This is a genomic window from Streptomyces sp. CA-251387, assembly GCF_050936625.1.
Classification (GTDB): Bacteria; Actinomycetota; Actinomycetes; order Streptomycetales; family Streptomycetaceae; genus Streptomyces.
Genome location: NZ_JBNJMJ010000001.1, coordinates 8,482,590 through 8,507,151 on the forward strand (window position 1 = coordinate 8,482,590; position 24,562 = coordinate 8,507,151).

Here is a 24,562-nt window from a genome sequence, read left to right on the forward strand (position 1 = left end):
AGGGTAGGCCCTGGCCCGGGGAGTCGGTGTCGCCTCAGACCACGGCGGTGGGTGCCGTCTCGCCCTGCTGCGGTGGCCACAGCTCGTGCCAGCGCAGCTCCGCCTCCAACTGCGCGGCCAGCGAGATCAGCAGGGGCTCGCTGTTGGCCGGCCCGAGCAGCTGGGCGCCGACGGGCAGACCGCCCACGAATCCGGCCGGGACGTTGACGCCGGGCCAGCCCAGCACGTTCCAGGGCCAGGCGTAGGGGCAGGCGGCGATCATCGCACGGTCCGTGGCGAAACCGCCGAGTTCGAGCATCGCGCCGATCCGGAGTGGGGGAGTGGCCGTGGTGGGCGCGAGGATCACGTCGTACGACTCGAAGAACGCGCCGATACGACGGTGCAGCACCGCCTCCGCCCGCCGGGCCACCCGCAGCGGCACCCCGCCGAGGAACCGGCCCAGCCGGGCGGCGCTCCGGGTGCGCGGGTCCAGCAGCGCGGGGAACGGCACCTCGCCGGCCCACTCGGCGATACCGGCCGTGGCGCGCGGCACGAAGGTCAGCCCGATCTGGCCGTACGGCGGATCGGCCGCCTCGACGACGTGCCCCAACGCGCTCAGTTTCTCGGCGAGTCGGACGACCCTGGCCCGCACCTCGGGCTGCAGCCGGGCGGGCACGGCGGTGAACGGCGGCTTGAGGGCGAGCGCGATGCGCAGCCGGCCGGGGTCGCGGCCCACGGCTCCGGAGGCATCGATGGCCGGCGGCCGGTGCGGGTCGAGGTCGTGATTGCCGGCGGCCGCATCCAGCAGGAGGGCCGCGTCGGCCACCGTACGGGCGAGGGTGCCGTTGACGGTGATGCCCTGGAACGACTCGCCGCGCGGCCAGGTCGAGATGCGGCCGCGCTGCGGCTTGATGCCGATCAGATGGGTCCAGGACGCAGGGATCCGCACCGAGCCGGCGCCGTCCGAGCCGAGCGCGGCGGGCACGAGCCCGGCGGCGACGGCGGCGGCCGAACCGCCGGACGAGCCACCGGGAGTGTGCTCCGGGTTCCACGGATTGCGGGTCGCGCCGAAGGCGGGCCCCTCGGTGAACGGCCACTGCCCCAGCTCGCAGGTGTTGGTCTTGCCGACGATCACGGCCCCCGCCGCGCGCAGCCGCCGTACCGCCTCGCCGTCCTCGGCGACGGGCGGGAACTCCCCGCCGCACCCGAACGCCGTCGGCTCGCCCGCCACGTCCATGTCGTCCTTGACCGCGACCGGCACACCCAGCAGCGGCCGGCGCCCCCCGGCGGCGAGCTCCTTGTCCGCGGCCTCGGCCTCGGCCAGGGCGGCCTCGGCCCGGACCACGCGGAAGGCGTTGAGCGACCCCTGGGTCGCCTGGATCCGCGCCAGCGCCGCCGCCACCAGGGCCTGCGACGTCACCTCCCCGTCGGCCAGCGCACGGGCGGACTCGGCGAGGCCTGCGGCACGGTCGGGTGTCATACGGGCACCTCCGGGACGACGTTGTCTACCGAACGGTAACCTCCGGTGGCCCGACGGCGGAACGTTTTCGCCCGGTGTGCTCCCAGGTTCACCACAGGTTTCTCCCAGGTCACGCTTCTTCATGCATGAACCATTGACGAGCCCGGACCGCACCCCTACCTTCTGATCGAATTTCCGAACCATGTTCGGCATTCCGAACACATGCTGGGCCGCGCATGTGTATGCCGGGATGGTCCCTTGAGCCGTAGGGAGAGCCGCACGTGACCAGACGCCCCCACACCCCGTCCCGCCGCACCCTGTTGCGTGCGATGGCCGTCCTGCCCGCCTCGGCGCTGGCCCTGGGCGAGGTCCCCGGCCTGCTCGGCACGGCACTGGCGGCCGCACCGCCCAGCGGCTCGGCCACCCGCTACACGATCGTGCCGTTCCTGAACAGCAACGACGGGACCGTGAACGTCTATCAGTCGGACGACGCGACGGACTTCCGGCTGCTCAAGTCCTCGGCGTACACGCCGCCGAGCAACCGCATCCGGGACGCGAGCATCTTCAAGCACACCAACGGCTACTACTACATCACCTACACGACCCACACCTGGCAGGACACCAGCACCACCATCGGCTTCGCCCGCAGCACCGACCGGGTCAACTGGACTTTCCTGTACGACTACACGGTCCCGATCGCGAACCTCTCCCGCGCCTGGGCGCCGGAGTGGTTCGTCGACAGCGACGGCAGCGTGAACGTGATCGTCTCCTGCTCGACGACGAACGACGAGTGGATCTTCACGCCGTATCTGCTGAAGGCCACGAACTCCTCGCTGACGGCGTGGAGTTCACCGGTGGCGCTGTCCGGCATCGGCGCGAACCACATCGACACCTTCATCGTGAAGATCGGCTCGACCTACCACGCCTTCACGAAGAACGAGACGACGAAGTACATCGAGTACGCGACGGCGTCCAGCCTGACCGGCCCGTACACGATCTCCCGTACGGGCAACTGGGCGGGCTGGGGCAGCTACCGCGAGGGCCCGGCGCTGGTGCAACTGGACAACGGCGCCTGGCGCCTGTTCTTCGACGGCTACGGCGACGGCACCTACTACTACAGCGACAGCTACGACACCTTCGCCAACTGGTCGGCCCCGGCGGCCCTGCCCGCCGTCTCGGGAACGGCCCGCCACTTCACGGTGATCAAGGAAACGGTCTCGGGTGGCCCGACCCTGCCCAAGAACGTCACCCGCTCCTTCCAGTCGGCCAACTACGCCACCCGCTACTGGCAGGTGCAGTCCTCCCTGCTCAACCTCCCGGTGGTGAGCGGCTCCAGCACGACCGCCGAGAAGCAGGCCTCGACGTTCACGGTCGTGCCCGGCCTCGCGGACGCGAACGGCTACTCCTTCCGCGACGCCTCCGGCCGCTATCTGCGCCACTGGGACTTCCGGGCCCGCTTCGACACCAACGACGGCACGTCGACGTTCGCCAAGGACGCCACGTTCGTCGCCCGCACCGGAACGGCGAGCGGCTCGATCCGCTTCGAGTCGTACAACTACCCCGGGTACTACCTGCGGCACTACAGCTACGAGCTGCGAGTGGAACGATCGAACGGGACGGACTTGTTCCGGCAGGACAGTTCGTTCGTGCCGGTGGGGGCGTGGGGCTGAGCTACGCCCTTGCTGGCCTGGGAGTTGCGTTGAGGGATGCGGAGGACTTCCTTCCGATTCCCTGGATTTCCCGGGAGTTCCCGGCGGCTCCGCGGCAAGGACAAGGCGCCGGACAAACCCCGCCGCAGCACGCGCAGACGCACCTACCTGGAGGGAAGCGACGACTGCCCGCCCTTGGGCGAGCCCATGGCGCAGTGGGTTTTGGATCACGTCCTGCACGGGCGGCCCGTAACCTGTGCCGTCGTACGGGTTCGACCTTGTGCCGGTGGTCGCGCACAGTCTGCGTGTACGGCGGCGAAGGTGGCTCCGGCGGGTCGGCCTGTTGCTCGTGGCCGCGGGCGTGACCTATGCGTCACCCCGGGCTGCGGCGGTGTGGTCTGGGGCCTTCCTGGTGGCCTTGGTGATGCGGTGGACTGCGCTGCGTGCGCACCGGAGGGTGAAGAAGTCGCGGCTGGCGACCTCTCCTCGGTCGGCGTACCTGGTGCTGTGCGTGCCCTGGGTGCTCGCGGTGGTTCCGTTTCAGCCGGTTGCCTTGGGTGGTCGCGAAGGGCGGGCGTCGGATGGCACAGATTGGTCGGGACAGACATGGCGACACATACGCTCACCGTCTACCTGCCGCCACCGCGGTGACGCCGTCGGCGGGGTGGCGCTCCTCGAGCGTTCTGCCTGCTCAACGGCTTCGGGGGCAGGGAAGGGACAGGCCGGAGTTTGAGTTCCGCGAGGTGGGCTGCACAACGGAGCCGTCCGACGGCCGTCCGGGACGAAGCACCGGAGAGTTGAGCTCACAGCTCCCGGTGCCGTCCGCTGGGCACGCATGCCGTCACCGCCGGTCTGCCAGATGGAGGCACCGCAGCCCCCGGCGCAGCTCCCGCTGTATCGGTTCCGGGAGCGCCTCGTCCGTCGTCGTGGCGACCAGGCGGCGGCCACGTCCCGGAGCTTGATGTTGCAGTGCTGTCACACGTCCACCAGCAGGTCCCAGGCCCTGCCGCGCGGGGCGTGGTCAGTCGGCGCATGGTGCGTGCCTCACAGGCAGTCATCCCATGCATAGGGGGTCAGCGGCGCCCCAGTTGCCGTTCTCCAGCCTGTTTGGTGTTGCCCTTGACCTGGTCGCCGCGTCCTTCCGCCTGCAGACGCCGGCTACCTGTGACGCGACCGATGGTCTTCTTGGCACCACCCTTGATGGCTTCGGCTTTGTGCGCGATCTTCTTGGCGATACTCGTCGTCCGCCATCCTTCGTGAGTTATCTACTGGGGTATCTGAAGGCGGCCAGTCAACGGTCTGCTCCTGGCCTCTTCTCCATCGGCCTTCCCACCGGCGTCAGTAACAAGCGTTGACCAGCAGGGACAAGCAAGGGCCTGCCGTACCGCAAGCCGGACGCGTGCTCACAGTGCAGCCGCAGTCGGGTCGCGTGAACAGTGCTGGCGGCCGTCGGGAGGCGTCCGGTCGCGGTGGGGAATCGGCCGCTACTGCAGTGCGTGGACGGCGGCTGAGAACACCGAGGGCATGCGGGATGCTGCGGGGACGATGAGGCGGGCGGTGCCGGGACGGCGGCCGGCGGCCAGCAGGGCTCCGGTCAGCAGTCGGTGGCGGCGGGTCAGCCGGGTCCAGGTGCGCTCGTACTCGTCCGGCCGCCCGGCGGCCAGGCAGTGGACGGCGGCCCCGGAGGTCGCCAGCGCGAGGGCGATGCCCTCGCCGGTGAGGGCGTCCAGGTAGCCCGCGGCGTCGCCGACGAGCAGGACACGGCCGGCGGTTCGGCGCCGCACCCGCTGCCGCAGTGGTCCGGCGCCGCGTACCTCCGTCGCGGCCGGGCCGCGCAGCGACGCGGTGAGGGCCGGGAAGGCGGCCAGGTGCTCGTCGTACCCGCGGCGGCTGCGGCTGAGGATCGCGACGCCCACCAGGTCGTCGCCGACCGGTGTCACGTAGGCCTCGCCGTGCCGGGACCAGTGGACCTCCACGAAGTCCGTCCACGGTTCGACGCGGTAGTGCCGGCGCAGTCCGTAGCGGCCGTGGGGACGACCCGGCAGTTCCAGCCCCAGGCCGCGGCGCACCGGGGAGTGCAGGCCGTCGGCGGCGATCAGCCAGCGGGCCGTGGTTCCGGCGGCGGTGACCGTGTCCGCGTTCTGGCGCACCTCGCCGACCTTGCCCGGCAGCATGCGCACGCCGAGGTCGAGAGCGCGCTGGTGCAGTGCGGAGTGCAGCGTCGTACGGCGGATTCCCAGCCCGTTATCGCCACGGAAGGACGCTTCGGCGCGGGTGGTGCCGTCCATGTAGCGGATGCCGCGCAGTTCGCGGCCGGTGACCTCGACGCCCAGTGCCCGCAGCGCGGCGACACCGCCGGGCATGACTCCTTCCCCGCAGGCCTTGTCCACGGGCGAGGAACGGGGTTCGACGACGACGGTCTCCAGGCCGGCGAGCGCGGCGTGGATCGCGGCGGCCAGACCGGCCGGCCCACCGCCGGCCACCAGTACGTCGATCACGCCGGAACGGTCGTGGTCGAGGTGGTCGCGGCGGCCAGCGCCCGGTTCTCGCAGCGGATGCGCACGGTGAGCAGAGCGGCGTTGAGCACCGTGAACACGGCCGCGGTGACCCAGGCGGTGTGGACGAGTGGCAGGGCCACGCCCTCGGCGACGACGGCCACGTAGTTGGGATGCCGCAGCCACCGCCACCGGTAGGGGCCGCCCGTCACCAGCGGCAGGCCGGGTACGACGATCACCCGGGTGTTCCACCGGGGTCCCAGGGTGTGGATGCACCACCACCGCAGCGCCTGGGCGCCCGCCAGTACCGCCAGCATCAGCCAGGCCAGGGCGGGCACGAAGGGCCGGTCGGCCAGCCAGACCTCGGCCGGGCAGGCGATGAGCAGGCCGGTGTGGAGGGCGACCATCGCCGGGTAGTGGCCCTGCCCGGTCACGGTCGCGCCGCGGGCGGTGCTCCACAACTCGTTGCGGCGGGCGACGCCGAGTTCGGCGAGGCGCTCGGCGGCGACGGCGGCCACCAGCAGTCCGTACCACATCATGTGTCCCTATGTCCTTCGTGTCCTTCGGCGGTCCGAACTACCAGCGCAGCAGGACGAGTTCGCAGGCGAAGCCAGGCCCCATCGCCAGCAGCAGACCCGGCGTGCCCGGCGGCGGGCGGCGTTCGGCCAAGGTGTCGCGCAGTACGTGGAGCACCGATGACGACGACAGGTTGCCGACATCGGCCAGGTGACGCCAGGTCACATCGAGTGCGTCGTCGGGCAGGTCGAGGGTCTCGGCGACGGCTTCCAGGACCTTGGGGCCGCCGGGGTGGCACACCCAGGCGGTCACGTCCTTCGGCTTGATCCCGTGGTCTTCGAGGAACCCCTCGACGTCATCGGCGAGGTATCGGCGTACGACATCGGGGACCTGCGGGTCGAGGACGACCTGGAAGCCGGTGTCCTTGATGTCCCAGCCCATGACGCGTCCGGTGTCCGGGTACAGGTGGCTGCGGGTGTCCACGATCGTCGGGCCGACGGTCTCGTCCGGGCGGCCCGGGCGGTTCCCGCCGCAGGCGACGACCGCGGCGGCGCCGTCGCCGAACAGTGCGGTGGCGACCAGGTTGGCCATGGAGGCGTCGTTGCGCTGGAAGGTGAGCGAGCACAGTTCGACCGACAGCAGCACCGCCACGTGGTCGGGCCGGCCCAGCAGGTAGTCGTGCATACGGGCCAGGCCGGCGGCGCCGCCGGCACAGCCCAGGCCGAACAGGGGCAGTCGTTTGACGTCCGGCCGCAGTCCGAGCCGGCCGACCAGCCGTGCGTCGATCGAGGGGGTGGCGATGCCGGTGACTGAGGTGAAGATCAGCAGGTCCACGTCGGCGGCGATCAGGCCGGCCGTGTGCAGAGCGCCCCGGACGGCCTTGGCGCCCAGGCCGGTGGCGGCGGCGATGAAGGCGTCGTTGGCGGCACCGAATCCGTCCAGTTCCCCGTACCGTTCGAGCGGCAGCGTCATGTGACGCGAGCCGACCTTCGCGCCGCGGTGCAGCCGGTCCAGGACCCCGCGGTCAGTTCCCTCGGGCAGACAGGTGCGGGCCACCATGTCGGTGATCTCGGACTGGGTGCGGCGGTGCGGTGCGAGGGCACCGTGAACGGCGGCGATCCGCGTCATATGGTTCCCGTCCGGTTACCACTCGGGTGAGTTGCTTTCCACGTGTTCCCCTGTCCGGAGTTTCGGACACCATGAATCGCCCGTCCGGCCGTTCGCCCTGAGGGCGCGTGTGCAGGCCGGGTGGGTCCCGGGCGCCTACGATCGGCCGGGTGGGCACTCCCGAGCAGTTGACGACCGGCGGCCCCGAGGCGAGTTGGGCCGGTCGGGTGGCTGGTCTGGCCGGGTCGTGCCACCCGGGGCCTGTGGTGGCGGTCACCGCCTTGATGGCCGGGCTGGCCGTCACCGCCGGCCAGGCCGCCGAGCGTTGTGTGCTGACCGGCGCCGCCGTGCTGACCGGGCAGTTGTCCGTCGGCTGGTGCAACGACGCGTTCGACGCGCGCCGGGACATCGCGCTCGGCCGTCGGGGCAAACCCGTCGTCGACGGCACGGTCGGCGTGACGGAGGTGTGGGTGGCCGCCTATGCCGCGCTGGCGCTGTGCGTGCCGCTCTCGCTCGCCTGTGGCCTGTGGGCGGGCGCGGTTCACCTGGCCGGGGTGGCGGCGGCGTGGGCCTACGACCTGCGGCTCAAGGCGACAGCATGGTCCTGGGCGCCGTACGCGGTGGGTTTCGCCGCGCTCCCGGCATTCGTGGCGCTGGGGCTGCCGAGGCACCCCTGGCCGGCCTGGTGGATCGTCACCGCCGGGGCGCTGCTGGGGGTCGGCGCCCATCTGGGTGACGTACTGCCGGACATCCGCGGGGATCTGGCGACGGGCATACGGGGATGGCCGCACCGGCTGGGCCCGGACGGAACCCGGCTGCTGCTGCCGGTGCCGCTGGTGGCCGCGTCCGCGGTTCTGGTGCTGGGTCCTGCCGGGCCACCCGGCAGGGGGGGATTGGCAGTGCTCGTGGTGACCGCTCTGATCGCGACGGTGGGGACGGTGCTGGGACGCCGCTGGGAGCGGTTGGCGTTCGCGGCGGCGGTCGCCGTGGCGGCGGTGGACGTGACGTTACTGCTGCTGCGTGGCACCGGAATCGCCTGACCGCGCCGCCTCAGACCGTACGAAACCCACAGGCGGAAACGGGAGCTCCCCGCCACTTGTTGCGGCTGCCGTCAGCTCGCAAGTTCTGTCCGACATCAACAACCTGAGCACGCCTGGCATATGCCGCTCGCTCGACCGCCGTATACCCTGCCTACCGCACCCCTGAGGCACTGACGCGCTTCCCTCGCGCACTCACGAGTAGCCGGAACTGACCAGGCATCAGTCAATCCACGAAAGCAGCAGGTCGGGGCACACACACGATCAATCCCGTGGATCCCCCACCACTGAACCCCGTCCCGCAAGAGGGGCGCGAGCCCGACGGGCCCGAGAGGACTCCGGCGAGGGAACCGTGCCGGATGGCGCCGTGAAGTCCGCCGTGAGGGGCTGCGAACTGCGGAAACGCCGGACGTGGACGAGCCGACGTGTTCTTCGCCGTGCTCCTGGACCGGTGCGTGTCGTCCGTGACCACCTGACTGCCGCCGATGGCTGCGGCACGTCTCTAGGCAGGGACGCGGGCGTGCCGGAGTGGTGCTCCGGCCTGATGGAGACTTGGGAGGGCCAGCCGGTAGGACGTGATCAGCCCGGTCTCCACGTAGTCCAGACCCAGTTCCTGGCAGTAGCGCCGCACGATGGTGCGGGCCTTGGGCAGGTTGGGGCTGGGCATGCTGGGAAACAGGTGGTGCTCGGTCTGACGGTTCAGCCCGCCCAGTGCGATGTCGGTGAACCTGCCGCCGCGCTCGTTGCGTGACGTGAGCACCTGGCGGCGGAGGAAGTCCGGGCGCTCTTCGCCTGTCAGGATCGGCATGCCCTTGTGGTTGGGCGCGAAGAGGGCGCCGAGGTAGACGCCGAACAGGCCCTGGTGGACGGCGAGGAAGGCGATCGCCATGCCGGGCGGCAGCAGCCAGAGCAGGACGGCCAGGTAGGCCGCGAAGTGCGCGAACAGCAGGGTGCCGTCGAGCGTTCGGTGCTTGAGTGAGCGATTGGCCAGCGCCTTCACGCTCGACACGTGCAGGTTGAAGCCCTCCAGCGTGAGGAGCGGAAAGTCTCGAGGAGGTCCGCGCGGACCTGGACGCCACGCTGGACGAAGCCGTGAGGTCCTTGGGTCTCGCCCGGACACCCACGCTGACCGTGCACGTCCGGCGCCCGAAGGGCTGAGGTGATCCCGATGCTCAAGACAGTGAACCGGGTGCTGCTGGGGCTTCTCGGCCTCGGACTCTTCGCCCTGGGCGGCGGCGTGCTGCTGGGCGGGCTGGATCTGCAGCGCCACTGGGATTTCGGCATGCCGGGCTGGTGGCCCTTCCGCGGGCCGGACGATGTGGTGCTGGGCGCCGAGGGACGGACCCGATGGCGGGATGAAGGCTGGTGGTGGCCGACCCTCATCGCGGTGCTCGCCGTGCTGCTGGTCCTGCTCCTGTGGTGGCTCCTCGCACAGCGCAGACACCGCCTGGACCGGGTCCTCGTCGACAGCCGAGACGGCGCGGCGGCCCGACTCGACCTCCGCACGCTGGAAGACGTGATCGAGGAAGAGGCGCAGGCCCTGGACGGGGTCTCGCGGGCTCATGTACGGCTGACGGGCCGACGTACCGCTCCGACCGTACGCGTACGGCTGTTGCTGGAGCCTCACGCGGATCCAGCGCGGACTCTGGGGCGACTGAGCCGGGAAACGCTCGCCCACGCACGAGACTCGGCCGGCCTGGACCGCCTCCCGTCGAAGGTCCGACTCCAGGAAGTCCGCCACCGCGCCCAACGCGCCGCCTAGGCCCCCGTGGGCCGAAGTCTTATGGGGGTACCACCTGTGAGGCGTCCCGGATTCTGGAACCCGAGCACTCTGGCCTGCAGAGGATCGGACGAGCTGTACGTCGCCTGCGCGTATTCGTTGCGCTGTCGGCGAGGTCGAAGACACCGGCCATGCCGGTGACGAGTGCGGCGAGCAGCGCCGAGGACGGCCCTGCGGCCGAGGGGCTGCTCATGAGCCCGAGGATGACGTTGTCGTTGGTATCAGCCTGTGGACCCTGGGATCGGTGGGGCACGCTGTCGGCGGACGCCGCCACTTGCCGCTCCTCGGCCGACGCGACACCCGAGCACGGTCACAGCGTGTCCCGCCGTACTCGCCATCGGAGCGGCCGTCGACGGCATGCTCTATGTGTCGTCCGTCGGCGTACTACTCCTCATCGCCGATCTGCTCTACCTGGCGGGCCGCTCCATGTGGCGCTCCACTCGGCGCCCGGCCCGCTGAAGAGCCCGGCCACGGCGGCGGACCCAAGTGCCGCTGAGCGTGCGGCTGTTCGTGTGTCACAGTGCCGGACCGACCGTCCGGCCGAGCCGACGCGGCGACGGAGCCCTGACCGGCCTGGGCGCCGTGTTCACCGAGCTGATCCCCACGACGGCGTCGGTCGTACTCGCACTGGCGGTCCCGTGCCGCGGCGTCGCACCCGTCGCCGACAGCGATGAGGACAACGTACGCCTCGGCCTGAGTGCTCCCGGTGTGGCACGGAGCCTTAGTAGCGAGGGAGCCACGGGCAATTGATCTGGCTGCCTGATCATGGCGCTTCTGCCTGGGGCGGAGTGAGGTCGGGCGGGTATCCCTTGGCGCGAAGCCAGGTGTCGAGGGCTGGGGCGACGAGGAAAGAGGTTGCTGTGACGGCGACCGTCACTGCGGCCTCCGGCAACCGCATCGCCCTCAAGGCTTCCAAGGTCACCGGCGGTGCACTGTCCGCCCCAGGGAGCGCGGTGCTGGATGACGCGTCACAGGACGACGCCGGAGGGTCCGGCACTGTGGTTCGCAGTGTTTCGGCTCTTCAGCTCGGTCAGTGAAGTTCGTTACTCCTCGCCGCCATCAGGGTGGCAGCGTCGTGGACGAGTTGTGCGTGCAGCTCGAACATCGCCACCAGGTCGACGGTGTCGCCGTTGACCTTCCGGTGCACGACCAGGCCGTCCGCACGGGCCACGGCATAGGCGGTGAGGGTGCGGACGGCATCCTCGTCGAGCGCCGGGAAGAGGGGCGGGATCGCCTCGGTGATCCGCTGCCGGGGCGATGTCACGGACCTGGAGGAAGACCGTCCTGCCGCGCGGCTCGACGGGCGGCCAAGGCCATCATCAGGCCCAGGCGGAGGAAGTCCGGGGCGTCCACCAGCGGCTTCGCCGCGATCGCTGCCATGGCGGCGACCCGCTGCAGCGGCGTTCCCGCCTCCTCGCCGGGCAGCTCCACGGCCGCGAGCCGGGTCTCGAAGACGCGCTCGAGGGCCGCGGCGATCAGGTCGTCCTTGTCCCTGAAGGCGCAGTGGATCGAGCCGGCGGGCAGGCCGCACTTGGCGCTGACCACCGCGATGGACGTGCCCTTCTGTGGTGTCGACTCGTCAGCGCAAGTCGGGCAGCGGGCGACGGGCGACCTCGTGGGCGTCGTCCGGCGGTACACCCAGCATGCGCAGGACCATTTCGGCGAGGTTGGCCGCGGCCTCGTCGCCGTCCAGTTCGGGGCGGGCGAACCGCAGCTCCACCAGGGACAGCAGGGTCCCGCCCAGCGCGGAGAGGGTGACGACCGGCTCGACGTCGGTGAAGCGGCCGGAGGCGATGCCGATCTGAAGATCGCGCAGTGCGCGGGTCGCCAGGCCGTTGTCCGAGTGGAGGTGGCCGAGGCCGCGCCGACGCAGCACCTGCATGAGTTCCGGGTGGGACTCGGCCATCCGGGCGCTGAGCCGGAAGCCGGCCGCGACGAGTTCAGCGGGGTCGTCGATCCCGGTCAGGTGCTCGTCGAAGGTCTGGCCGAACTCCTCCAGGGCGTCCACCACTGCTGCCTCGAACAGCTCTGTCTTGGACTCGAAGTGGTTGTAGAAGGAGCCGAAGCCGACGTCGGCGCGTTCGGCGATCGCCTGAATGCTGGCGCTGGTGTCCCCGGTCTCGGCGAGGATCTGCCGGGCGGCGCGGACGAGGGCTCCGCGGGTCTCGGCCCGGCGCCGTTCGAACCGGTTGCTGGGCGGGGCTGAGGTGGGCATGGGCCGAGTCTAGCGGCGGCTTCCAGGGCCACCACAGTTCTGATGAATACATCAGTCTCTGGCGCTTCCCTATTGACGAGACTTCTGTCAAAGCTGATGATTTCCTCATTATGGCGATGTTGCTCGGAGGGCACCATGTCTGAAACACCCGCAGCCGCACCCGCAGCCGCTGTCGCGACGCCGCACCAGGACCTGCACAGCGAGCAGGGCGCCCTGCGGGGCGAGCATCCCGGCCGCTCCCGGAATCCGGTGATCAAGGTGGCGGACCTGGCCTGGCTGGAGTTCGAGAAGCCGGACCTGGACCGGGCCGAGGTCTTCGCCCGTGACTTCGGCTTCCAGATCGCCGCTCGCACTGAGAACGAACTGTGGCTGCGGGGCACGTTCGCCGGCCCGCCCTGCATGGTGATCCGGCGTGGTCGTACGTCCCGGTTCACAGGCCCGGCGTTCCGGGCGGCCGAGCGGGCCGACCTGGACCGGCTGGCGCGGGCTACCGGGGCGGCCGTACGGGACGCGGACGTGCCCGGCGGAGGCAGGGCGGTCGGCCTGCTCGACCCGTCCGGCTTCCCGGTGCGTGTCGTGCACTGTGCCGAGACTCTGCCCGCGCTGCCCGGACAGCAGCCGCTGCTCCTCAACTTCGGCACCGAGCACCGGCGCCGGAACGTCACGCAGCGCCCGCCGCGCGAGCCGTCCCGCATCCAGCGCCTGGGTCATGTGGTGCTGGAGACGCGGGTGTTCGGCCGGGCCCTGGACTGGTATCTGGACACCCTCGGGATGATCGTGTCCGACTTCCTGTTCCTGGACGGGCAGCGCGGACGCGGCCCGACGATGGCCTTCATCCGCTGTGATCTGGGCAGCGTGCCGGCCGACCATCACACGCTGGCCATGCACCTGGGGCCGGGGACGGGTTATGTCCATTCCGCGTACCAGGTCACCGACCTCGACTCGATCGCGGCCGGCGGCGAATACCTGAACGAGCGTGGCTACCAGCGCAGTTGGGGCATCGGCCGGCACATCCAGGGCAGCCAGCTGTTCGACTACTGGCGCGACCCCGACCACTTCATGCTGGAGCACTCCGCCGACGGCGACCTGTTCTCCTGCGACGTCGAGCCCGGCTGGGCGCCCATGTCGGCGAGCGGGCTGGCCCAGTGGGGGCCGCCGGTCACCCGGGACTTCCTCGGCGCCAGTCCGTCCCCCGCCAAGGTCCGCGAGGTGCTGCATGCCCTGCGCGGCGACAACGAACTCGACCCCGCACGTCTGCTGGGCCTGATGAAAGCGATGAACTCATGAGCACCAACGTCCTGCGCACCGCCGACGGTTGGTGGGTGGTGCGCGACGCGCGAGCCGTCCGTATCGACACCAAGGCCGTCACCACCGCCGAGCTGCTGGCCGACCGGGCCGCCGTCGGCGAGGCCGCCGGCTCCGGCGAGGCGGGCACCCCCGTCGCCGACCTGGTCGCCCTCTCGCCGGTCACCACCCCCTGCCGGGTGGTCGCCCAGATGGTCAACTACCGCAGCCACGCCCGCGATTCGGGCTTCACCGGTGACATCCCGCCCGCCTTCTTCCGCAAGGCATCCGGCTCGGTCAGCGGCCCCGGCGAGGCCGTCGTCCGGCCCTCCCACGTGCGATTCCTGGACTACGAGGTCGAACTCGGCCTGGTCATGGGTTCCCCCCTGCCCATCGGCACCGTGGTCGAGGAGCGGGACCTGGCGTCGTACGTCGCCGGGCTCGTCATCACCAACGACGTCAGTGCCCGCGAGGTACAGCTGACCAAGACGCAGTTCTATGAGAGCAAGTCCTACCCGACCTTCACACCGACCGGCCCCTACCTGGCGCTGCTGGAGCCGGAGGACTTCGCCCATCTCCTCGATCTGCGGCTGAGGTTGAGCGTCAACGGCGAGCTGCGGCAGGACCGCACCCTCGCCGACATGATCGTCCGCCCGGCGCAGGTCCTCACACTGCTGGCCCGGTTCCAGACCCTCGACCCCGGAGACCTGCTGCTGACCGGTACCCCCGGCGGCACGGCACTCAAGGCCCCGCCCAAGGCCCTCGAGAAGATCGGCGCGCTGCTGCCGCCCGCGGTGAAGTGGAAAGCGTTCTTCAAGACCCAGGCCAAGAACCCCCACTACCTGCACCAGGGCGACGTCGTCACCGCCACCATCGCCACCCCCGACGGCCGGATCGACCTGGGCGAGCAGCGCACGCCTGTGGCCGACGCGAACTGAGACCCCGAAGTGAGCCGCACATGACAGTCGAGCACGACTCGGCAGACGTTCCCGTGGTGATCGTCGGCGCCGGCCCTGTGGGCGTGACCGCTGCCCTACTACTGGCCCGGCGTGGCGTGAGGACCGTCGTCCTCGAACGTCACCTGGAGGTCTACCCCCTGCCCCGTGCCGTCGCCACCGACGACGAGGTCCGCCGTATCCTCCAGGCCGCGGGTATCCACGAGGAGTTCGCCGCCGTCGCCCGTCCCGCGCGGGGTTGCGGCTGCTGGACGCCCGGCACCGCGTGATCGCCGAGTTCCGGCGGTCTCCGCACGGACACCACGGCTTCCCACAGACCAGCATGTTCGACCAGCCCGAGCTGGAGCGGCTGCTGCGCGACGCCCTGGCCCGCACCCCGGAGTGCGAGCTGCGGGCCGGGGCGGAGGTGACGGCAGTCGAACAGCGTGCGGACGGACCGGTCAGCGTCGCCTACCACGACGAGGAGGGCGAACACTCCCTTCTCGCGGATGCCGTCCTCGGCTGCGACGGAGCGGGCAGCCTCACCCGCGCCGCCATCGGCGCCGAGTGGGAGGACCTGCGCTTCGAGGAGCACTGGACCGTCATCGACGTGACGACGAAAGCCGCCGTCCGCTGCTGGGAAGGCGTCGACCAGGTCTGCGACCCACACCGCCCGGCGACCTTCATGCGCATCGGCGAGGACCGCTACCGCTGGGAGTTCCGCCTGCGCGAGGGAGAGGACCTCGACGGCGAGCGGCTGCGCGAGCTGGTCGCCCCCTGGGTGGACATCTCCCGCGTCGACGACTTCCACGTCATCCGGCAGGCCCAGTACACCTTCCGGGCCCGCATCGCCGACCGCTGGCGCCGGGGCCGCGTCTTCCTCCTCGGCGACGCCGCCCACCTCACCCCGCCGTTCGTGGGGCAGGGCCTGTGCTCGGGTCTGCGCGACGCCTACAACCTGACCTGGAAGCTCGCCCGCGTCCTCAAGGAGGGTGGCGACGAGCGCCTGCTGGACACCTACGAGCGGGAACGGAAGCCGCACGCCCGCCATGTGATCCGCCTCGCGGTCGCCACCGGCTGGGCCATGACCGGCGGCCAGGACCGCGCGGCCGCACTGCGCCGCACCGCCGTCGCCGCGGCCTGCCGTATACCGGGGGTGACGGGCCGGGTGAGCCGGGACCTCGGTCGCCCGCTGCCCGTCGGTCCGCTGATACGCCGCAGCCGACTCGGCGGCACCTACTGCCCGCAGCCCCGGGTGACGACGGACGGACCGCAGGTCCGCTTCGACGACGTCCTCGGGGACTCCTTCGCCGTACTGACCGCGGTGCCGCTGTCGCCCTCACTGCGCGCGCTCACCGACGGACTCGGCGCCCGGGTCGTCGACGTACACGGGTCCGGTGACGACGGCACCCTCGCCGCATGGCTGCGCGCGGGCCGTGCCGACGCCGTCCTGCTGCGCCCCGACCGCGTCGTCCTGGACGTCGTCCCGGCGGGCGGCGGCGACTTCACCGACACCGCCGCCTGGGCGCCCCTGCTCTGCACCACCCGCGGGCCCGCCGAACAGCCCGCATCCACCCCTCTGCCGAGAAGCACCGCGCGATGACCACGCCGTACCCAAACCCCTTCTGGACCCCCGACCCGGAGTCCGCCGCGCGCAGCCGGATCGCGGACTTCGGCCGCTGGGCCGCACAGCGCTGGGGCGTCGAGGCCGACCTCACCGACTATCCCCTCCTGCACCGCTGGTCGGTCACCGACCTGGAAGGATTCTGGGGCGCCGTCTGGGAGTACTTCGACATCGACGCGGACACCCCGTACGAGCGGGTCCTGGCCGAAGAGACCATGCCCGGCGCCCGCTGGTTCCCAGGCGCCACCCTCAACTACGCCCACCACGCCCTGCGGAACCTCACGGACGACGCCCCGGCGATCATCGCCCTGGACGAGACAGGCTCCGGCTACGAACTGACCGGTAGCCGGCTGCGCGCCCAGGTCGCCTCCGTCGCCGCGACCCTGCGCGACCCGGGCGTCGGGGAGGGCGACCGCGTCGTCGGCTACCTGCCCAACACGCCGCATGCGATCGTCGCGTTCCTCGCGGCCGCCAGCCTGGGGGCCGTGTGGTCGGTGTGCGGACAGGACTACGCCCCGAAGGCCGCCGCCGACCGGTTCGCCCAGCTCGAACCCACGGTCCTGGTCGCCGCCGACGGCTACCTCTTCAACGGCACCACCCACGACCGCCGCGAGGCCGTCCTCGAACTGGCCCGGGCGCTGCCGACGTTGAAGGCGACCGTGCTGGTGGACCACGTGGGCCTGCCCGGGCTCGCGTCGAACTGCCCGTCGTTGGTCCTGCCGTGGGAGGACGCGGCGACCCGCACCGAGGAACTCACCTGTGTGCCAGTGCCGTTCGACCACCCCCTGTGGGTCGTCTTCTCCTCCGGCACCACCGGCCTGCCCAAGGGCATCGTCCACGGCCACGGCGATGTCCTGCTGGAGCACCTCAAAACCCTCGGCCTCCAGTCCGACCTCGGCCCCGGCGACCGCCTCCTGTGGTACACCACCACCCACTGGATGATGTGGAACCTGGTCGCCTCCACCCTCCTGACCGGCGCCACGACCTGCACCTACGACGGCAGCCCGGCCCCGCTCACCCAGCCCGACATCCTCTGGCAGCTGGCGGCCCGGCACCGCGTCACCCTGTTCGGCACCAGCCCCCAGTACCTGCTGGGCATGGCCAAGTTCGGCATCGATCCGTCGGCGCACGACCTGTCGTCGATCCGCGCGGTCGGCTGCACCGGTTCCGCCCTGCCCGCCTCCGCCTACCCCTGGGTCGGCGAGCACCTCGGCGCACACGTCCAGCTCGCTTCCATCAGCGGCGGCACCGACGTCGTCTCCGGCTTCGCCGGCGGAGCGCCCACCGTCCCCGTCCGGGCGGGCGAGTTGTCAGCGCCCTACCTGGGCGTGGCGCTGACCGCGTACGACGAGGGGGGCTTCCCGGTCGTCGACCGGGTGGGCGAGCTGGTCGTCACCCGGCCGATGCCGTCCATGCCGCTGTACTTCTGGAACGACCCCGACGGCAGCCGCTACCGCGCCGCCTACTTCTCGGCGTGCGCCGGCGTGTGGCGGCACGGCGACTGGATCACGGTCACGGAACACGGCTCGGTGATCGTGCACGGCCGCTCCGACAGCACGCTGAACCGCAACGGCGTACGGCTGGGCAGCGCCGATATCCACGAGGTCGTCGAACGCCTCCCGGAGATCACCGAGGCGCTGGTCATCGGGGCGGAGGAGCCGGACGGCGGCTACTGGATGCCGCTGTTCGTGGTCCTCACGGCCGACGCCGAGCTGGACGACGCCCTGCGCGACCGCATCCGCGAGGCCATCCGCACCGGCGCCTCACCCCGCCACGTCCCCGACGAGATCATCGAGGTCCCGGCCATCCCGCACACCCGCACCGGGAAGGAGCTCGAGGTCCCGGTCAAACGCCTGCTCCAGGGTGCCCCCGTCGAGCAGGTCGTCAACCCGGCCACCGTGGACAACCCCGACCTGATCGACCACTACGCCCGCCTCGGCGCCGAACGGCGCGCTCAGAGGCTCGGCTAGCTCGTTCCCACGTACGGGCAGGTCAACAGCGAGAACGGCTCAGCAGTGGAGCTCCACACCTACTTGATGGAGCGTCAGTAACCGCTGTTCCACGGCCCGGCGCACGCGGTCTCATGAGAGAGCGACCCTCCGCGGAGGAACACTGCTGTCCCGTCTCAAACGATCTGGTCCGCCTGCTCAGCCCTTCGGGGTGTCGTCGAGTTGGAAGTGCCAGATGACCGCGACCGGAGAATCGTCCAGGGCCGCAGCAGCAGGTCCCAGGTTGGGTAGGTCGGGAGGCCGTCCGGGTCGAGGCGGCGGGGCAGGGTCGGCCGGAGGTAGGACGCCGGCAGGTGGGCGTCCGAGGATCACGATCAGGCCTCTTCCAGCGCTTCGCCGAACTCGCGCAGCACCCGGCCGTGATGGCTGTGGGCGAGCTGGTGTCCGATCGCGAGGACCAGCGCCACCGGCCACTCGATGATCTCCGCGGCGGCCAGTACGCCAACGCCGGCGAGGAAAGCGAGCTGCTCGGGAGGGAGCAGTTCAACGCGTACGCCGAACACGTCGAGGGTCACGGCGTTGTGGGTGACCGCGCGCTCAGCCGCCCCACTTGCCGTCTTCGCGTCCGCGCCCGGGGCGCCGAGCCGGCCGGGGCGGGCGTCCTGTGGCGCGACAGTCGATGCGGTCATGGTTGCCATCCGTCCCACCGTCGACCACTAACCCATCGGCGATGCGTTTTGGCGTTTTGCCCTTCTTGTCCACCATATCCAGGGCGCCCGGACGGCGCACGGCGATGTTGCAGGGCCGCGGTGGTGGTGCGCCACTGCCGTCGGCCGGCACCGGCCGGCACCGGCCGACCGCGAGCTCGTCGCGGTGGTCGACCGACGGCCGGATCCCTGGTGGCCGGGGGGGGGGTCCGCTGCTGCTGGTGGCTGGTGTGGACGTCGGCCTCGTCATCACGCGGCTCGCGCGGCCCGCTCCCGGGCCTGCTCCACATCAGGCGGCGTGGGTGCGGTGCCGCAGGTCGTGGCCGGTGGGGTTGCTCCCGTTCACCGCAGGCGCTCCACGATGTGATCGCCCACACGCAGAGCGTTGGCGATGGCCGTCAGCGACGGATTGACCGCCCCGATGCTCGGGAAGAAGCTCGTGTCGACGACATAGAGATTGTCGAGGTCGTGGGCCTTGCAGTGGACGTCGAGCGCGGAGCTTGCGGGGTCGTCGCCGAAGCGGACGGTGCCCGCCTGGTGTGCCGTGGCGCCGATGGGCATCCCCTTGTGCAGGTAGATGCTGTGCGGCAGCAGATGGTGTTCGTGCATCCCGAGGTGGCCGAGCATCCCCTGCAGCTTGTGCCGCAGACGCTTCAGCCCGGCGATGTTGTTCTTCTCGTCCAGGGCCAGATGCACGGCGCCGTCCCGGTCGAGGGTGACGCGGTTGTCGGCCGCGGGCAGATCCTCACCGCAGAGCCAGAAGTCGACGGCGTGGTGGGCGAGCACCTCGAAGGGCATGTCCGGCGAGACGGTCCCGGCCCAACGGGGCGCCTCCCCGTGGATCTGATCGGAGTCCGACTTGCCGAGCATCTGGATGCCGCCGAGCGGGTAGTCCCAGTCATCGGATCCCAGGTACCAGTCGTGCAGGGCCAGCGTCTTCTGGAACTTGGTGTCGTTCGGCTCCTTGGACACGGCCATCAGGGCCAGGTTGTTGTGCCGCATGTAGTGACGGCCCACCACTCCCGAGCTGTTGGCCAGCCCGTCCGGGTGCCGGTCGTCGGCCGAACGCAGCAGAAGGACCGCGGAGTTGACCGCACCGCAGGCGACGACCACGATGTCGGCGCTGGACTCCGTGGCCGAACCGTCCGGCAGAGCCGCGACGACCGAGGTGACGCTCCGGCCGGCCGGGTCCGTGACGAGGCGACGGACCTCGGCGCCGGTGACCAACTCGACGTTGTCGTAGCGCAGCGCGGGGTCGACGCAGATGACCTGGGCGTCGGACTTCGCGCCCACCAGACAGGGGAAGCCGTCGACGCGGTCGCAGCGGATGCACACGCTGCCGTGGGTCGCCCGGCCCCGGTCGTCCTGTGTGAGGTTCACCCCGATCGGGAGATGGAACGGGTGCAGCCCCCACTTCTCCAGGTCGTCGCTCAACTGCTGGATGCGCGGCTCGTGCTGGACCGGCTCATAGGCGTACTGCGCGCTCGTGGGCCCCTCGGTGGGATCCTCGCCGTGCCGGCCGTGCACCAGGTAGAGGTGCTCGGCCTGCGTGTAGTACGGCTCCAGGTCCTCGTACCGCAGCGGCCAGGCGGGCGAGATGCCGTCGTGGTGGCGGAGCTCACCGAAATCCTCGGGTCGCAGCCGGAACAGTGCGGCTCCATAGAACTTGGTGTTTCCGCCCACGTAGTAATTGACCTCTGGCGGGAACTGGTTTCCGTGTTTGTCGTACCAGAATTCCGGAGCGCGGTACTTTCCCTTGACGAAGACTGCCGTGGAATCCCAGTTGTCTCGTTCACGGGGGAGGTAGTCACCCCGTTCGAGAATGAGGATGTTTTTGCCGCTGGGCGCCAGCCGATGGGCGAGAGTGCCACCGCCCGCGCCGGTTCCGATGATGATGACGTCGTAGTGCTGCGCGTCGCTCATGCCGGCCCCCGTCCTCGGAGCACGCTCCGGTCCTGCGGGTGTATCGCCGGGCCCTTATCCGGTTACGACCGTATCGCTGGAAGATGCTCCCGGCGACCCGGGAGTGCCCAGGCGCCGCGCCGACGCGGGTTCGCGTGCGATGACCGCACCGACGGTGATGCACAGGGTCACCACCACGCACAGGGCGATGAGCCACGACAGCAGGGTGAACACCGCGCCCAGCGAACCGTATTTGTCGAGGCTGTGATTGAGAGCCCTGGGCACGTACAACTTCGCAGCCGCGGTGAGGACGCTCAGGGCCGTTCCCGTCAGGAGAGCGCCCGGCAGCAGCGGCAGCCACGGCACGCGACCGGTCAGCAGCAGGTGCTGCGTCCACCACCACATGCCGACCTCGGTGACCAGCAGGAGCGGCACGCCGAGCCACAGTCCGTGGCCGAAGCCGTCCCGCAGAGCCCCCTGCACCCCGATCATGACCAGCCACGCGGCGAGCCAGGCGATCCAACGCCAGGCGGCCACCCGCACCCTCGCCGCCGGAAGGCTCCAGGCACGCTGGCAGAGCCGTTGCATGGCACGGCTGCACGCGGTCGCCGAGATCAGCACCATCAGCCCGCTGACGACCCCGGTGCTCTGGCGCAGTTCGGACGTATCCCCTTGGTAGACCGCCTTCAACTGCGCGTCCGCGCTTCCGGTCAGTCCGAAGACGTCGTGCAGGGAGCTGACGAACTGGTCGCGCAGCCCCTGCGGGGCGTAGGCGGCCACCATGAAGAGCAGTGGTACCGCCGTGAGGAACGTCTGGGCGGCCAGCCGGGTCGCGGAGTCCAGCACATTCACCGAGAACAGTTGCGCCATGAGACGCGTGATCACCGGGAACCGTGTCTCGGCGCGGGCACGCCGCCCGAGGATCCAGGACCGGACCGACGCGGCCCGCCGGCGCCCGGGCTGCCGGCCCGCCTGCGAAGGCGGGCCGTCCTGTCCGGGTCCCTTGCCTGGCTGCATGCTGCCAGGGTGCCGTCGCAGCGGGCACGCGGCCCGTGGCGGGCGCGTGGCGGCGGCCGTACGGGTGACGGCGGGGCGGCCGCCGGGCCGGTACCTGCGGGCGCGGAGGATTTGTGCGCCCCTGGCGGGGCGGTGACGATGAGGCCATGAGCGAGACCGGCCACGCGGCGGGGCCCGGATGGAGCCACGGGGGGCAGCGATGGTGCTCGACCTGATGCTCATCGGCCTGGCGATCGCCGCCGATCCGCTGCCTCTGACCGCGTTCGTCCTGGTGCTGTCGGCACCTCGCGGGATCTGGAACGGGCTGGTATTCCTCCTCGCCTGGCTTGCCTCCTTCGTCGCCGTACTCGCCGCGGTGCTGCTCACCACCGGCGGTGAGCCTCCGGCTCCCAAGTCCCCGCCCTCCACGGCGTCGCTCGCTGTCAGGCTCGCCATCGGCGTGGGGCTGGTCTGGTACGCCGAGCACCGCCACCGGTCCGGCCACCGGTCTCGCCGCCGGCCCAAGCCCTCCGGCGGCATGATGACGCGGTTCGATCGGATCTCCCTGTGGACCGCGGCGGGACTGGCGCCGCTCCTGCAGCCGTGGGGGCTCGCAGCGGCGGGCGCGGCGACGGTGGTGCACGCCGACCTGTCCCACACCGCCTCCTACGTGGCCCTGGCCGGCTACTGCCTGCTGGCCACCAGCAGCCTGCTGGCGATGGAGATCTACGCGACGTTCGCCCCCGACTCCGCCCGCGCACGGCTGGGACAGCTGCGCACCTGGATGCAGGCCCACCAGGACCAGGCGCTCATCGGCGGGTCGCTGCTGCTGGGGCTGTATCTGGTGGGCAGGAGCATCTACCAGCTGACGTCCTGAACGCGAGGTGGCCGTAGTTTCACAGCACGGCGAGCGGATTGACCGGGGAGCCGGTCGCGGAAGGCAGCCGCAGCGGCGCGATCACACACAGGAAGGACCAGCGCCCCTGTCGTACGCAGACCGGTGCGAGGTCCTCGAATCGCAGGTAGTCCAGCAGGTGCAGCCCCATGGCGTGCACGGCGAGCACGTGCACGGGGAAGGCCACGCCCTGTGTGGTGCTGGGCGCCGTGTCGTTGTTGCCGTCGCTGCCGAGCACCGCCACTTCCCGCTCGGCCAGGAACTCCATGGCGGCCGGATGCAGCCCGGCCCGTGCGCCGGCAGCGGCCCAGGGCCCCCGCTCCTCGCGGCGCCGCCGGTGTCCGACCCGTAGAGCAGGATGTCGCCGGGGCCGACCCGGACACCCTGCCGCGCCTCGGCGGCTGCGAGGTCCTCCGCGGTGACGTGGGAACCGGGTTCGAGCCAGGGCAGGCCGTGCAGTCCCGGGATGTCCAGCAGCACACCGCGTCCCACGATGCCGTCCCGGGCCAGGTCGAGTGACAGGGTGCTCGCCCCGTCGGGCGAAAGGACGTCGGCTGCCGGGACGCCGCCGTGCAGAGTGCCGTTGCGGATGACGTGGCACAGGGCGTCGATGTGGCTGTTGACATCGCTGTGGACGTCCATGGCGAAGCGGTCTCTGGCGAAGTCCAGGCCCTTGCCCGGCCGTGGAACGCCGCCCGCCGGAGCTGTGAGCCGGTGCTCGGCAGGCTCCGGGTCGTCAGGCCCGGCGAGGGTGTTCACCGGAGCGGCCAGCGAGACCGTACGGCCCGAACGCACCTCGCGTACGGCGGCCAGCACCCGCTCGGGCGTGAGGGTGTCCAGGGGGCCCCGGGGTGACGCCGCACCGGGGGCCGCGCAGCGCAGACGCCGGTACAGCGACCGGAAGTCCGCCTCGCTGAGCTCGTGGGAGGTCGGCATGCTCCCACCATCCGGCAGGGGCCCGGACCTCGCGCGTGGAGCCGCTCGGCGCGGGTCGTCCCGATTTGCGGGGGTCCGATGCCGCCGCCCTAATGGACGGGCGACCACAGACTCGGAGGTTGCGATGGACATGCTGCACGTCCGGGCGGTGTCCCCGCCGGATCTCACGGAACGGGCGATGGCACTGCTCGGCAGCGAGCCGTGTGTCCTCAATCTCGTCCTGCATCCCGGCAGCGTCCGCAATCCCGACGGTGACTCCATCGAATGCGACGTGCTGACCGGGGCCGCGAACGAGGTGCTCAGGGGCTTGCGTGACCTGGAGCTCGAGCACCGTGGATCCATCGTCCTGGCGCCGGTCGACTTCGCCTTCTCCGACCGCGCGGCGACCGTCGGGGCGCAGGAGCTCGGGGCGCGGCTGCGAGCACCGGTGTGGGAGCAGGTGGAGGCCAGGATCCGGGCCGAAGGCCGCTATCCGCCGAGCTTCTACCTGTTCCTGGTGATCGCCGGCCTGATCGCTGCGGTGGGCATCATCACCAACTCCCAGATCCTCATCGTCGCGGCGATGGTCGTCGGACCGGAGTACGGGGCGATCACCAGCGTCGCGCTCGGCATCGACCGGCGCGCGGGTGACCGGATCCGGCGGGGGCTCGCCGCCCTGCTCGTCGGGTTCCTGCTGGCCGTCGCCGCCACCCTCCTCTTCGGCCTCCTCGTCCGGGGCTTCGGTCTGCAGCCGCGGGCGTTCGACCTGGGGATCAGGCCGGTGTCGAGCCTGATCGACACGCCGAACTTCTTCTCGGTGGCGGTCGCCGTGCTGGCCGGAATCGTCGGCATCGTGTCCCTGGCGGAGGCCCGTACCAGTGCACTGCTCGGTGTCTTCATCTCGGTCACCACCATTCCGGCGGGGGCCGACATCGGTGTCTCGTGCGCCTTCGCCAGCTGGGACGAGGCGCGGGGCTCGTTGCTGCAACTGCTCCTCAACGTCGGCATCCTGATCGTGGTCGGCACCGCCGCGCTCAAATGCCAGCGGGCGATCTGGCGCGGCGTGCGCAAGCGCCGGGACGAGCACGCGGCACACCGGACACCAGCGGCCTGACAGG

General features: G+C 71.0%; 19 protein-coding genes and 3 pseudogenes. 9 read left to right on the plus strand and 13 right to left on the minus strand.

Annotation, left to right across the window (positions count from 1 at the left end):
* Positions 1 to 34: 34 nt before the first annotated feature.
* The gene (locus ACQEV2_RS37680) at positions 35 to 1,459 is read right to left on the minus strand and encodes an amidase (protein WP_433052212.1); all 1,425 of its coding nucleotides are present in this window, start codon (positions 1,457 to 1,459) and stop codon (positions 35 to 37) included.
* A gap of 260 nt (positions 1,460 to 1,719) precedes the next feature.
* Here ACQEV2_RS37680 and ACQEV2_RS37685 point away from each other — a divergent pair, with 260 nt between their 5' ends.
* Complete coding sequence (locus tag ACQEV2_RS37685; protein WP_433052215.1) at positions 1,720 to 3,108, plus strand: glycoside hydrolase family 43 protein; 1,389 nt, start codon at positions 1,720 to 1,722, stop codon at positions 3,106 to 3,108.
* Between the two features lie 1,052 nt (positions 3,109 to 4,160).
* Here ACQEV2_RS37685 and ACQEV2_RS37690 read toward each other — a convergent pair.
* The 4 genes from ACQEV2_RS37690 to ACQEV2_RS37705 all read right to left on the minus strand — a co-directional run bounded on the left by ACQEV2_RS37690 (position 4,161) and on the right by ACQEV2_RS37705 (position 7,226).
* Positions 4,161 to 4,352 (minus strand): CsbD family protein, encoded by a 192-nt coding sequence (locus ACQEV2_RS37690; protein WP_433055088.1) that lies wholly within the window; start codon positions 4,350 to 4,352, stop codon positions 4,161 to 4,163.
* A gap of 219 nt (positions 4,353 to 4,571) precedes the next feature.
* Positions 4,572 to 5,585 carry an NAD(P)/FAD-dependent oxidoreductase gene (locus tag ACQEV2_RS37695; RefSeq protein WP_433052218.1) on the minus strand — a complete coding sequence of 338 codons (1,014 nt, stop codon included), beginning with the start codon at positions 5,583 to 5,585 and terminating at the stop codon, positions 4,572 to 4,574.
* Positions 5,582 to 6,121, minus strand: coding sequence for an isoprenylcysteine carboxyl methyltransferase family protein (locus ACQEV2_RS37700; protein ID WP_433052221.1), 540 nt, complete (start codon positions 6,119 to 6,121; stop codon positions 5,582 to 5,584). Before ACQEV2_RS37700 ends, ACQEV2_RS37695 begins: the two co-directional genes overlap by 4 nt.
* Positions 6,122 to 6,158: 37 nt before the next feature.
* Positions 6,159 to 7,226, minus strand: coding sequence for a type III polyketide synthase (locus tag ACQEV2_RS37705; RefSeq protein ID WP_433052224.1), 1,068 nt, complete (start codon positions 7,224 to 7,226; stop codon positions 6,159 to 6,161).
* A gap of 149 nt (positions 7,227 to 7,375) precedes the next feature.
* Here ACQEV2_RS37705 and ACQEV2_RS37710 point away from each other — a divergent pair, with 149 nt between their 5' ends.
* A complete protein-coding gene (locus ACQEV2_RS37710; protein WP_433052227.1) occupies positions 7,376 to 8,245 on the plus strand; it encodes a UbiA family prenyltransferase in 870 nt (289 codons plus the stop codon).
* Positions 8,246 to 8,744: 499 nt separating this feature from the next.
* Here the strand turns inward: ACQEV2_RS37710 and ACQEV2_RS37715 are convergent, their stop codons facing one another.
* On the minus strand, positions 8,745 to 9,512 hold the full coding sequence (locus ACQEV2_RS37715) for a fatty acid desaturase family protein (protein WP_433052230.1): 768 nt from the start codon (positions 9,510 to 9,512) through the stop codon (positions 8,745 to 8,747).
* On the opposite strand from ACQEV2_RS37715, the gene amaP reads away from it, so the two are divergent.
* Positions 9,411 to 10,004: an alkaline shock response membrane anchor protein AmaP gene (gene amaP / locus ACQEV2_RS37720; RefSeq protein ID WP_433052233.1), complete on the plus strand. Its 594-nt coding sequence runs from the start codon at positions 9,411 to 9,413 to the stop codon at positions 10,002 to 10,004. The genes ACQEV2_RS37715 and amaP overlap by 102 nt on opposite strands.
* Before the next feature lie 1,048 nt (positions 10,005 to 11,052).
* Here the strand turns inward: amaP and ACQEV2_RS37725 are convergent.
* Both ACQEV2_RS37725 and ACQEV2_RS37730 read right to left on the minus strand, forming a co-directional pair.
* Positions 11,053 to 11,585, minus strand: a pseudogene (locus ACQEV2_RS37725) (TetR/AcrR family transcriptional regulator); the annotation flags it as partial.
* A 16-nt stretch (positions 11,586 to 11,601) separates the two neighbouring features.
* Complete coding sequence (locus ACQEV2_RS37730; protein WP_433052236.1) at positions 11,602 to 12,237, minus strand: TetR/AcrR family transcriptional regulator; 636 nt, start codon at positions 12,235 to 12,237, stop codon at positions 11,602 to 11,604.
* A 135-nt stretch (positions 12,238 to 12,372) separates the two neighbouring features.
* Between ACQEV2_RS37730 and ACQEV2_RS37735 the strand changes: the two genes are divergently transcribed.
* From ACQEV2_RS37735 to ACQEV2_RS37750, 4 genes and pseudogenes are all read left to right on the plus strand, one after another.
* Positions 12,373 to 13,524 (plus strand): VOC family protein, encoded by a 1,152-nt coding sequence (locus ACQEV2_RS37735; protein WP_433052239.1) that lies wholly within the window; start codon positions 12,373 to 12,375, stop codon positions 13,522 to 13,524.
* Positions 13,521 to 14,459 carry a fumarylacetoacetate hydrolase family protein gene (locus tag ACQEV2_RS37740; protein ID WP_433052242.1) on the plus strand — a complete coding sequence of 313 codons (939 nt, stop codon included), beginning with the start codon at positions 13,521 to 13,523 and terminating at the stop codon, positions 14,457 to 14,459. Before ACQEV2_RS37735 ends, ACQEV2_RS37740 begins: the two co-directional genes overlap by 4 nt.
* A gap of 20 nt (positions 14,460 to 14,479) precedes the next feature.
* Positions 14,480 to 16,059: pseudogene (locus tag ACQEV2_RS37745) on the plus strand (bifunctional 3-(3-hydroxy-phenyl)propionate/3-hydroxycinnamic acid hydroxylase).
* Positions 16,056 to 18,050: an acetoacetate--CoA ligase gene (locus tag ACQEV2_RS37750; RefSeq protein ID WP_433052245.1), complete on the plus strand. Its 1,995-nt coding sequence runs from the start codon at positions 16,056 to 16,058 to the stop codon at positions 18,048 to 18,050. Before ACQEV2_RS37745 ends, ACQEV2_RS37750 begins: the two are co-directional and overlap by 4 nt.
* A 353-nt stretch (positions 18,051 to 18,403) precedes the next feature.
* Here the strand turns inward: ACQEV2_RS37750 and ACQEV2_RS37755 are convergent, their stop codons facing one another.
* The 3 genes from ACQEV2_RS37755 to ACQEV2_RS37765 all read right to left on the minus strand — a co-directional run bounded on the left by ACQEV2_RS37755 (position 18,404) and on the right by ACQEV2_RS37765 (position 21,655).
* Positions 18,404 to 18,718, minus strand: a complete 315-nt coding sequence (locus ACQEV2_RS37755) for a hypothetical protein (RefSeq protein ID WP_433052248.1) — start codon at positions 18,716 to 18,718, stop codon at positions 18,404 to 18,406.
* A 360-nt stretch (positions 18,719 to 19,078) separates the two neighbouring features.
* Entirely contained in the window at positions 19,079 to 20,659 is a 1,581-nt protein-coding gene (locus tag ACQEV2_RS37760; RefSeq protein ID WP_433052251.1) for a GMC oxidoreductase, read from the minus strand.
* A gap of 54 nt (positions 20,660 to 20,713) precedes the next feature.
* Positions 20,714 to 21,655, minus strand: a complete 942-nt coding sequence (locus ACQEV2_RS37765) for a YhjD/YihY/BrkB family envelope integrity protein (protein WP_433052254.1) — start codon at positions 21,653 to 21,655, stop codon at positions 20,714 to 20,716.
* Positions 21,656 to 21,854: 199 nt separating this feature from the next.
* Here ACQEV2_RS37765 and ACQEV2_RS37770 point away from each other — a divergent pair, with 199 nt between their 5' ends.
* Positions 21,855 to 22,511 carry a GAP family protein gene (locus tag ACQEV2_RS37770; protein ID WP_433052257.1) on the plus strand — a complete coding sequence of 219 codons (657 nt, stop codon included), beginning with the start codon at positions 21,855 to 21,857 and terminating at the stop codon, positions 22,509 to 22,511.
* Between the two features lie 19 nt (positions 22,512 to 22,530).
* On the opposite strand, the gene ACQEV2_RS37775 is transcribed toward ACQEV2_RS37770, so the two are convergent.
* Both ACQEV2_RS37775 and ACQEV2_RS37780 read right to left on the minus strand, forming a co-directional pair.
* Positions 22,531 to 22,797: a hypothetical protein gene (locus ACQEV2_RS37775; protein WP_433055265.1), complete on the minus strand. Its 267-nt coding sequence runs from the start codon at positions 22,795 to 22,797 to the stop codon at positions 22,531 to 22,533.
* Positions 22,798 to 22,922: 125 nt separating this feature from the next.
* Positions 22,923 to 23,597, minus strand: a pseudogene (locus tag ACQEV2_RS37780) (hypothetical protein); the annotation flags it as partial.
* On the opposite strand from ACQEV2_RS37780, the gene ACQEV2_RS37785 reads away from it, so the two are divergent.
* Positions 23,590 to 24,558, plus strand: coding sequence for a DUF389 domain-containing protein (locus ACQEV2_RS37785; RefSeq protein ID WP_433052260.1), 969 nt, complete (start codon positions 23,590 to 23,592; stop codon positions 24,556 to 24,558). The pseudogene ACQEV2_RS37780 and the gene ACQEV2_RS37785 sit on opposite strands and share 8 nt — an antisense overlap.
* The last annotated feature ends 4 nt before the right edge of the window (positions 24,559 to 24,562 follow it).

What these genes read in the sequence shown, in the direction of transcription:
- ACQEV2_RS37760 (WP_433052251.1), bottom strand. Translation starts at nt 20,659, where the DNA reads ATGAGCGACGCGCAGCACTACGACGTCATCATCATCGGAACCGGCGCG.
- ACQEV2_RS37680 (WP_433052212.1), bottom strand. Translation starts at nt 1,459, where the DNA reads ATGACACCCGACCGTGCCGCAGGCCTCGCCGAGTCCGCCCGTGCGCTG.
- ACQEV2_RS37750 (WP_433052245.1), top strand. Translation starts at nt 16,056, where the DNA reads ATGACCACGCCGTACCCAAACCCCTTCTGGACCCCCGACCCGGAGTCC.
- ACQEV2_RS37775 (WP_433055265.1), bottom strand. Translation starts at nt 22,797, where the DNA reads ATGGAGTTCCTGGCCGAGCGGGAAGTGGCGGTGCTCGGCAGCGACGGC.
- ACQEV2_RS37740 (WP_433052242.1), top strand. Translation starts at nt 13,521, where the DNA reads ATGAGCACCAACGTCCTGCGCACCGCCGACGGTTGGTGGGTGGTGCGC.
- ACQEV2_RS37700 (WP_433052221.1), bottom strand. Translation starts at nt 6,121, where the DNA reads ATGATGTGGTACGGACTGCTGGTGGCCGCCGTCGCCGCCGAGCGCCTC.
- ACQEV2_RS37735 (WP_433052239.1), top strand. Translation starts at nt 12,373, where the DNA reads ATGTCTGAAACACCCGCAGCCGCACCCGCAGCCGCTGTCGCGACGCCG.
- ACQEV2_RS37765 (WP_433052254.1), bottom strand. Translation starts at nt 21,655, where the DNA reads ATGCAGCCAGGCAAGGGACCCGGACAGGACGGCCCGCCTTCGCAGGCG.
- amaP (WP_433052233.1), top strand. Translation starts at nt 9,411, where the DNA reads ATGCTCAAGACAGTGAACCGGGTGCTGCTGGGGCTTCTCGGCCTCGGA.
- ACQEV2_RS37730 (WP_433052236.1), bottom strand. Translation starts at nt 12,237, where the DNA reads ATGCCCACCTCAGCCCCGCCCAGCAACCGGTTCGAACGGCGCCGGGCC.
- ACQEV2_RS37785 (WP_433052260.1), top strand. Translation starts at nt 23,590, where the DNA reads ATGGACATGCTGCACGTCCGGGCGGTGTCCCCGCCGGATCTCACGGAA.
- ACQEV2_RS37705 (WP_433052224.1), bottom strand. Translation starts at nt 7,226, where the DNA reads ATGACGCGGATCGCCGCCGTTCACGGTGCCCTCGCACCGCACCGCCGC.
- ACQEV2_RS37755 (WP_433052248.1), bottom strand. Translation starts at nt 18,718, where the DNA reads ATGACCGCATCGACTGTCGCGCCACAGGACGCCCGCCCCGGCCGGCTC.
- ACQEV2_RS37770 (WP_433052257.1), top strand. Translation starts at nt 21,855, where the DNA reads ATGGTGCTCGACCTGATGCTCATCGGCCTGGCGATCGCCGCCGATCCG.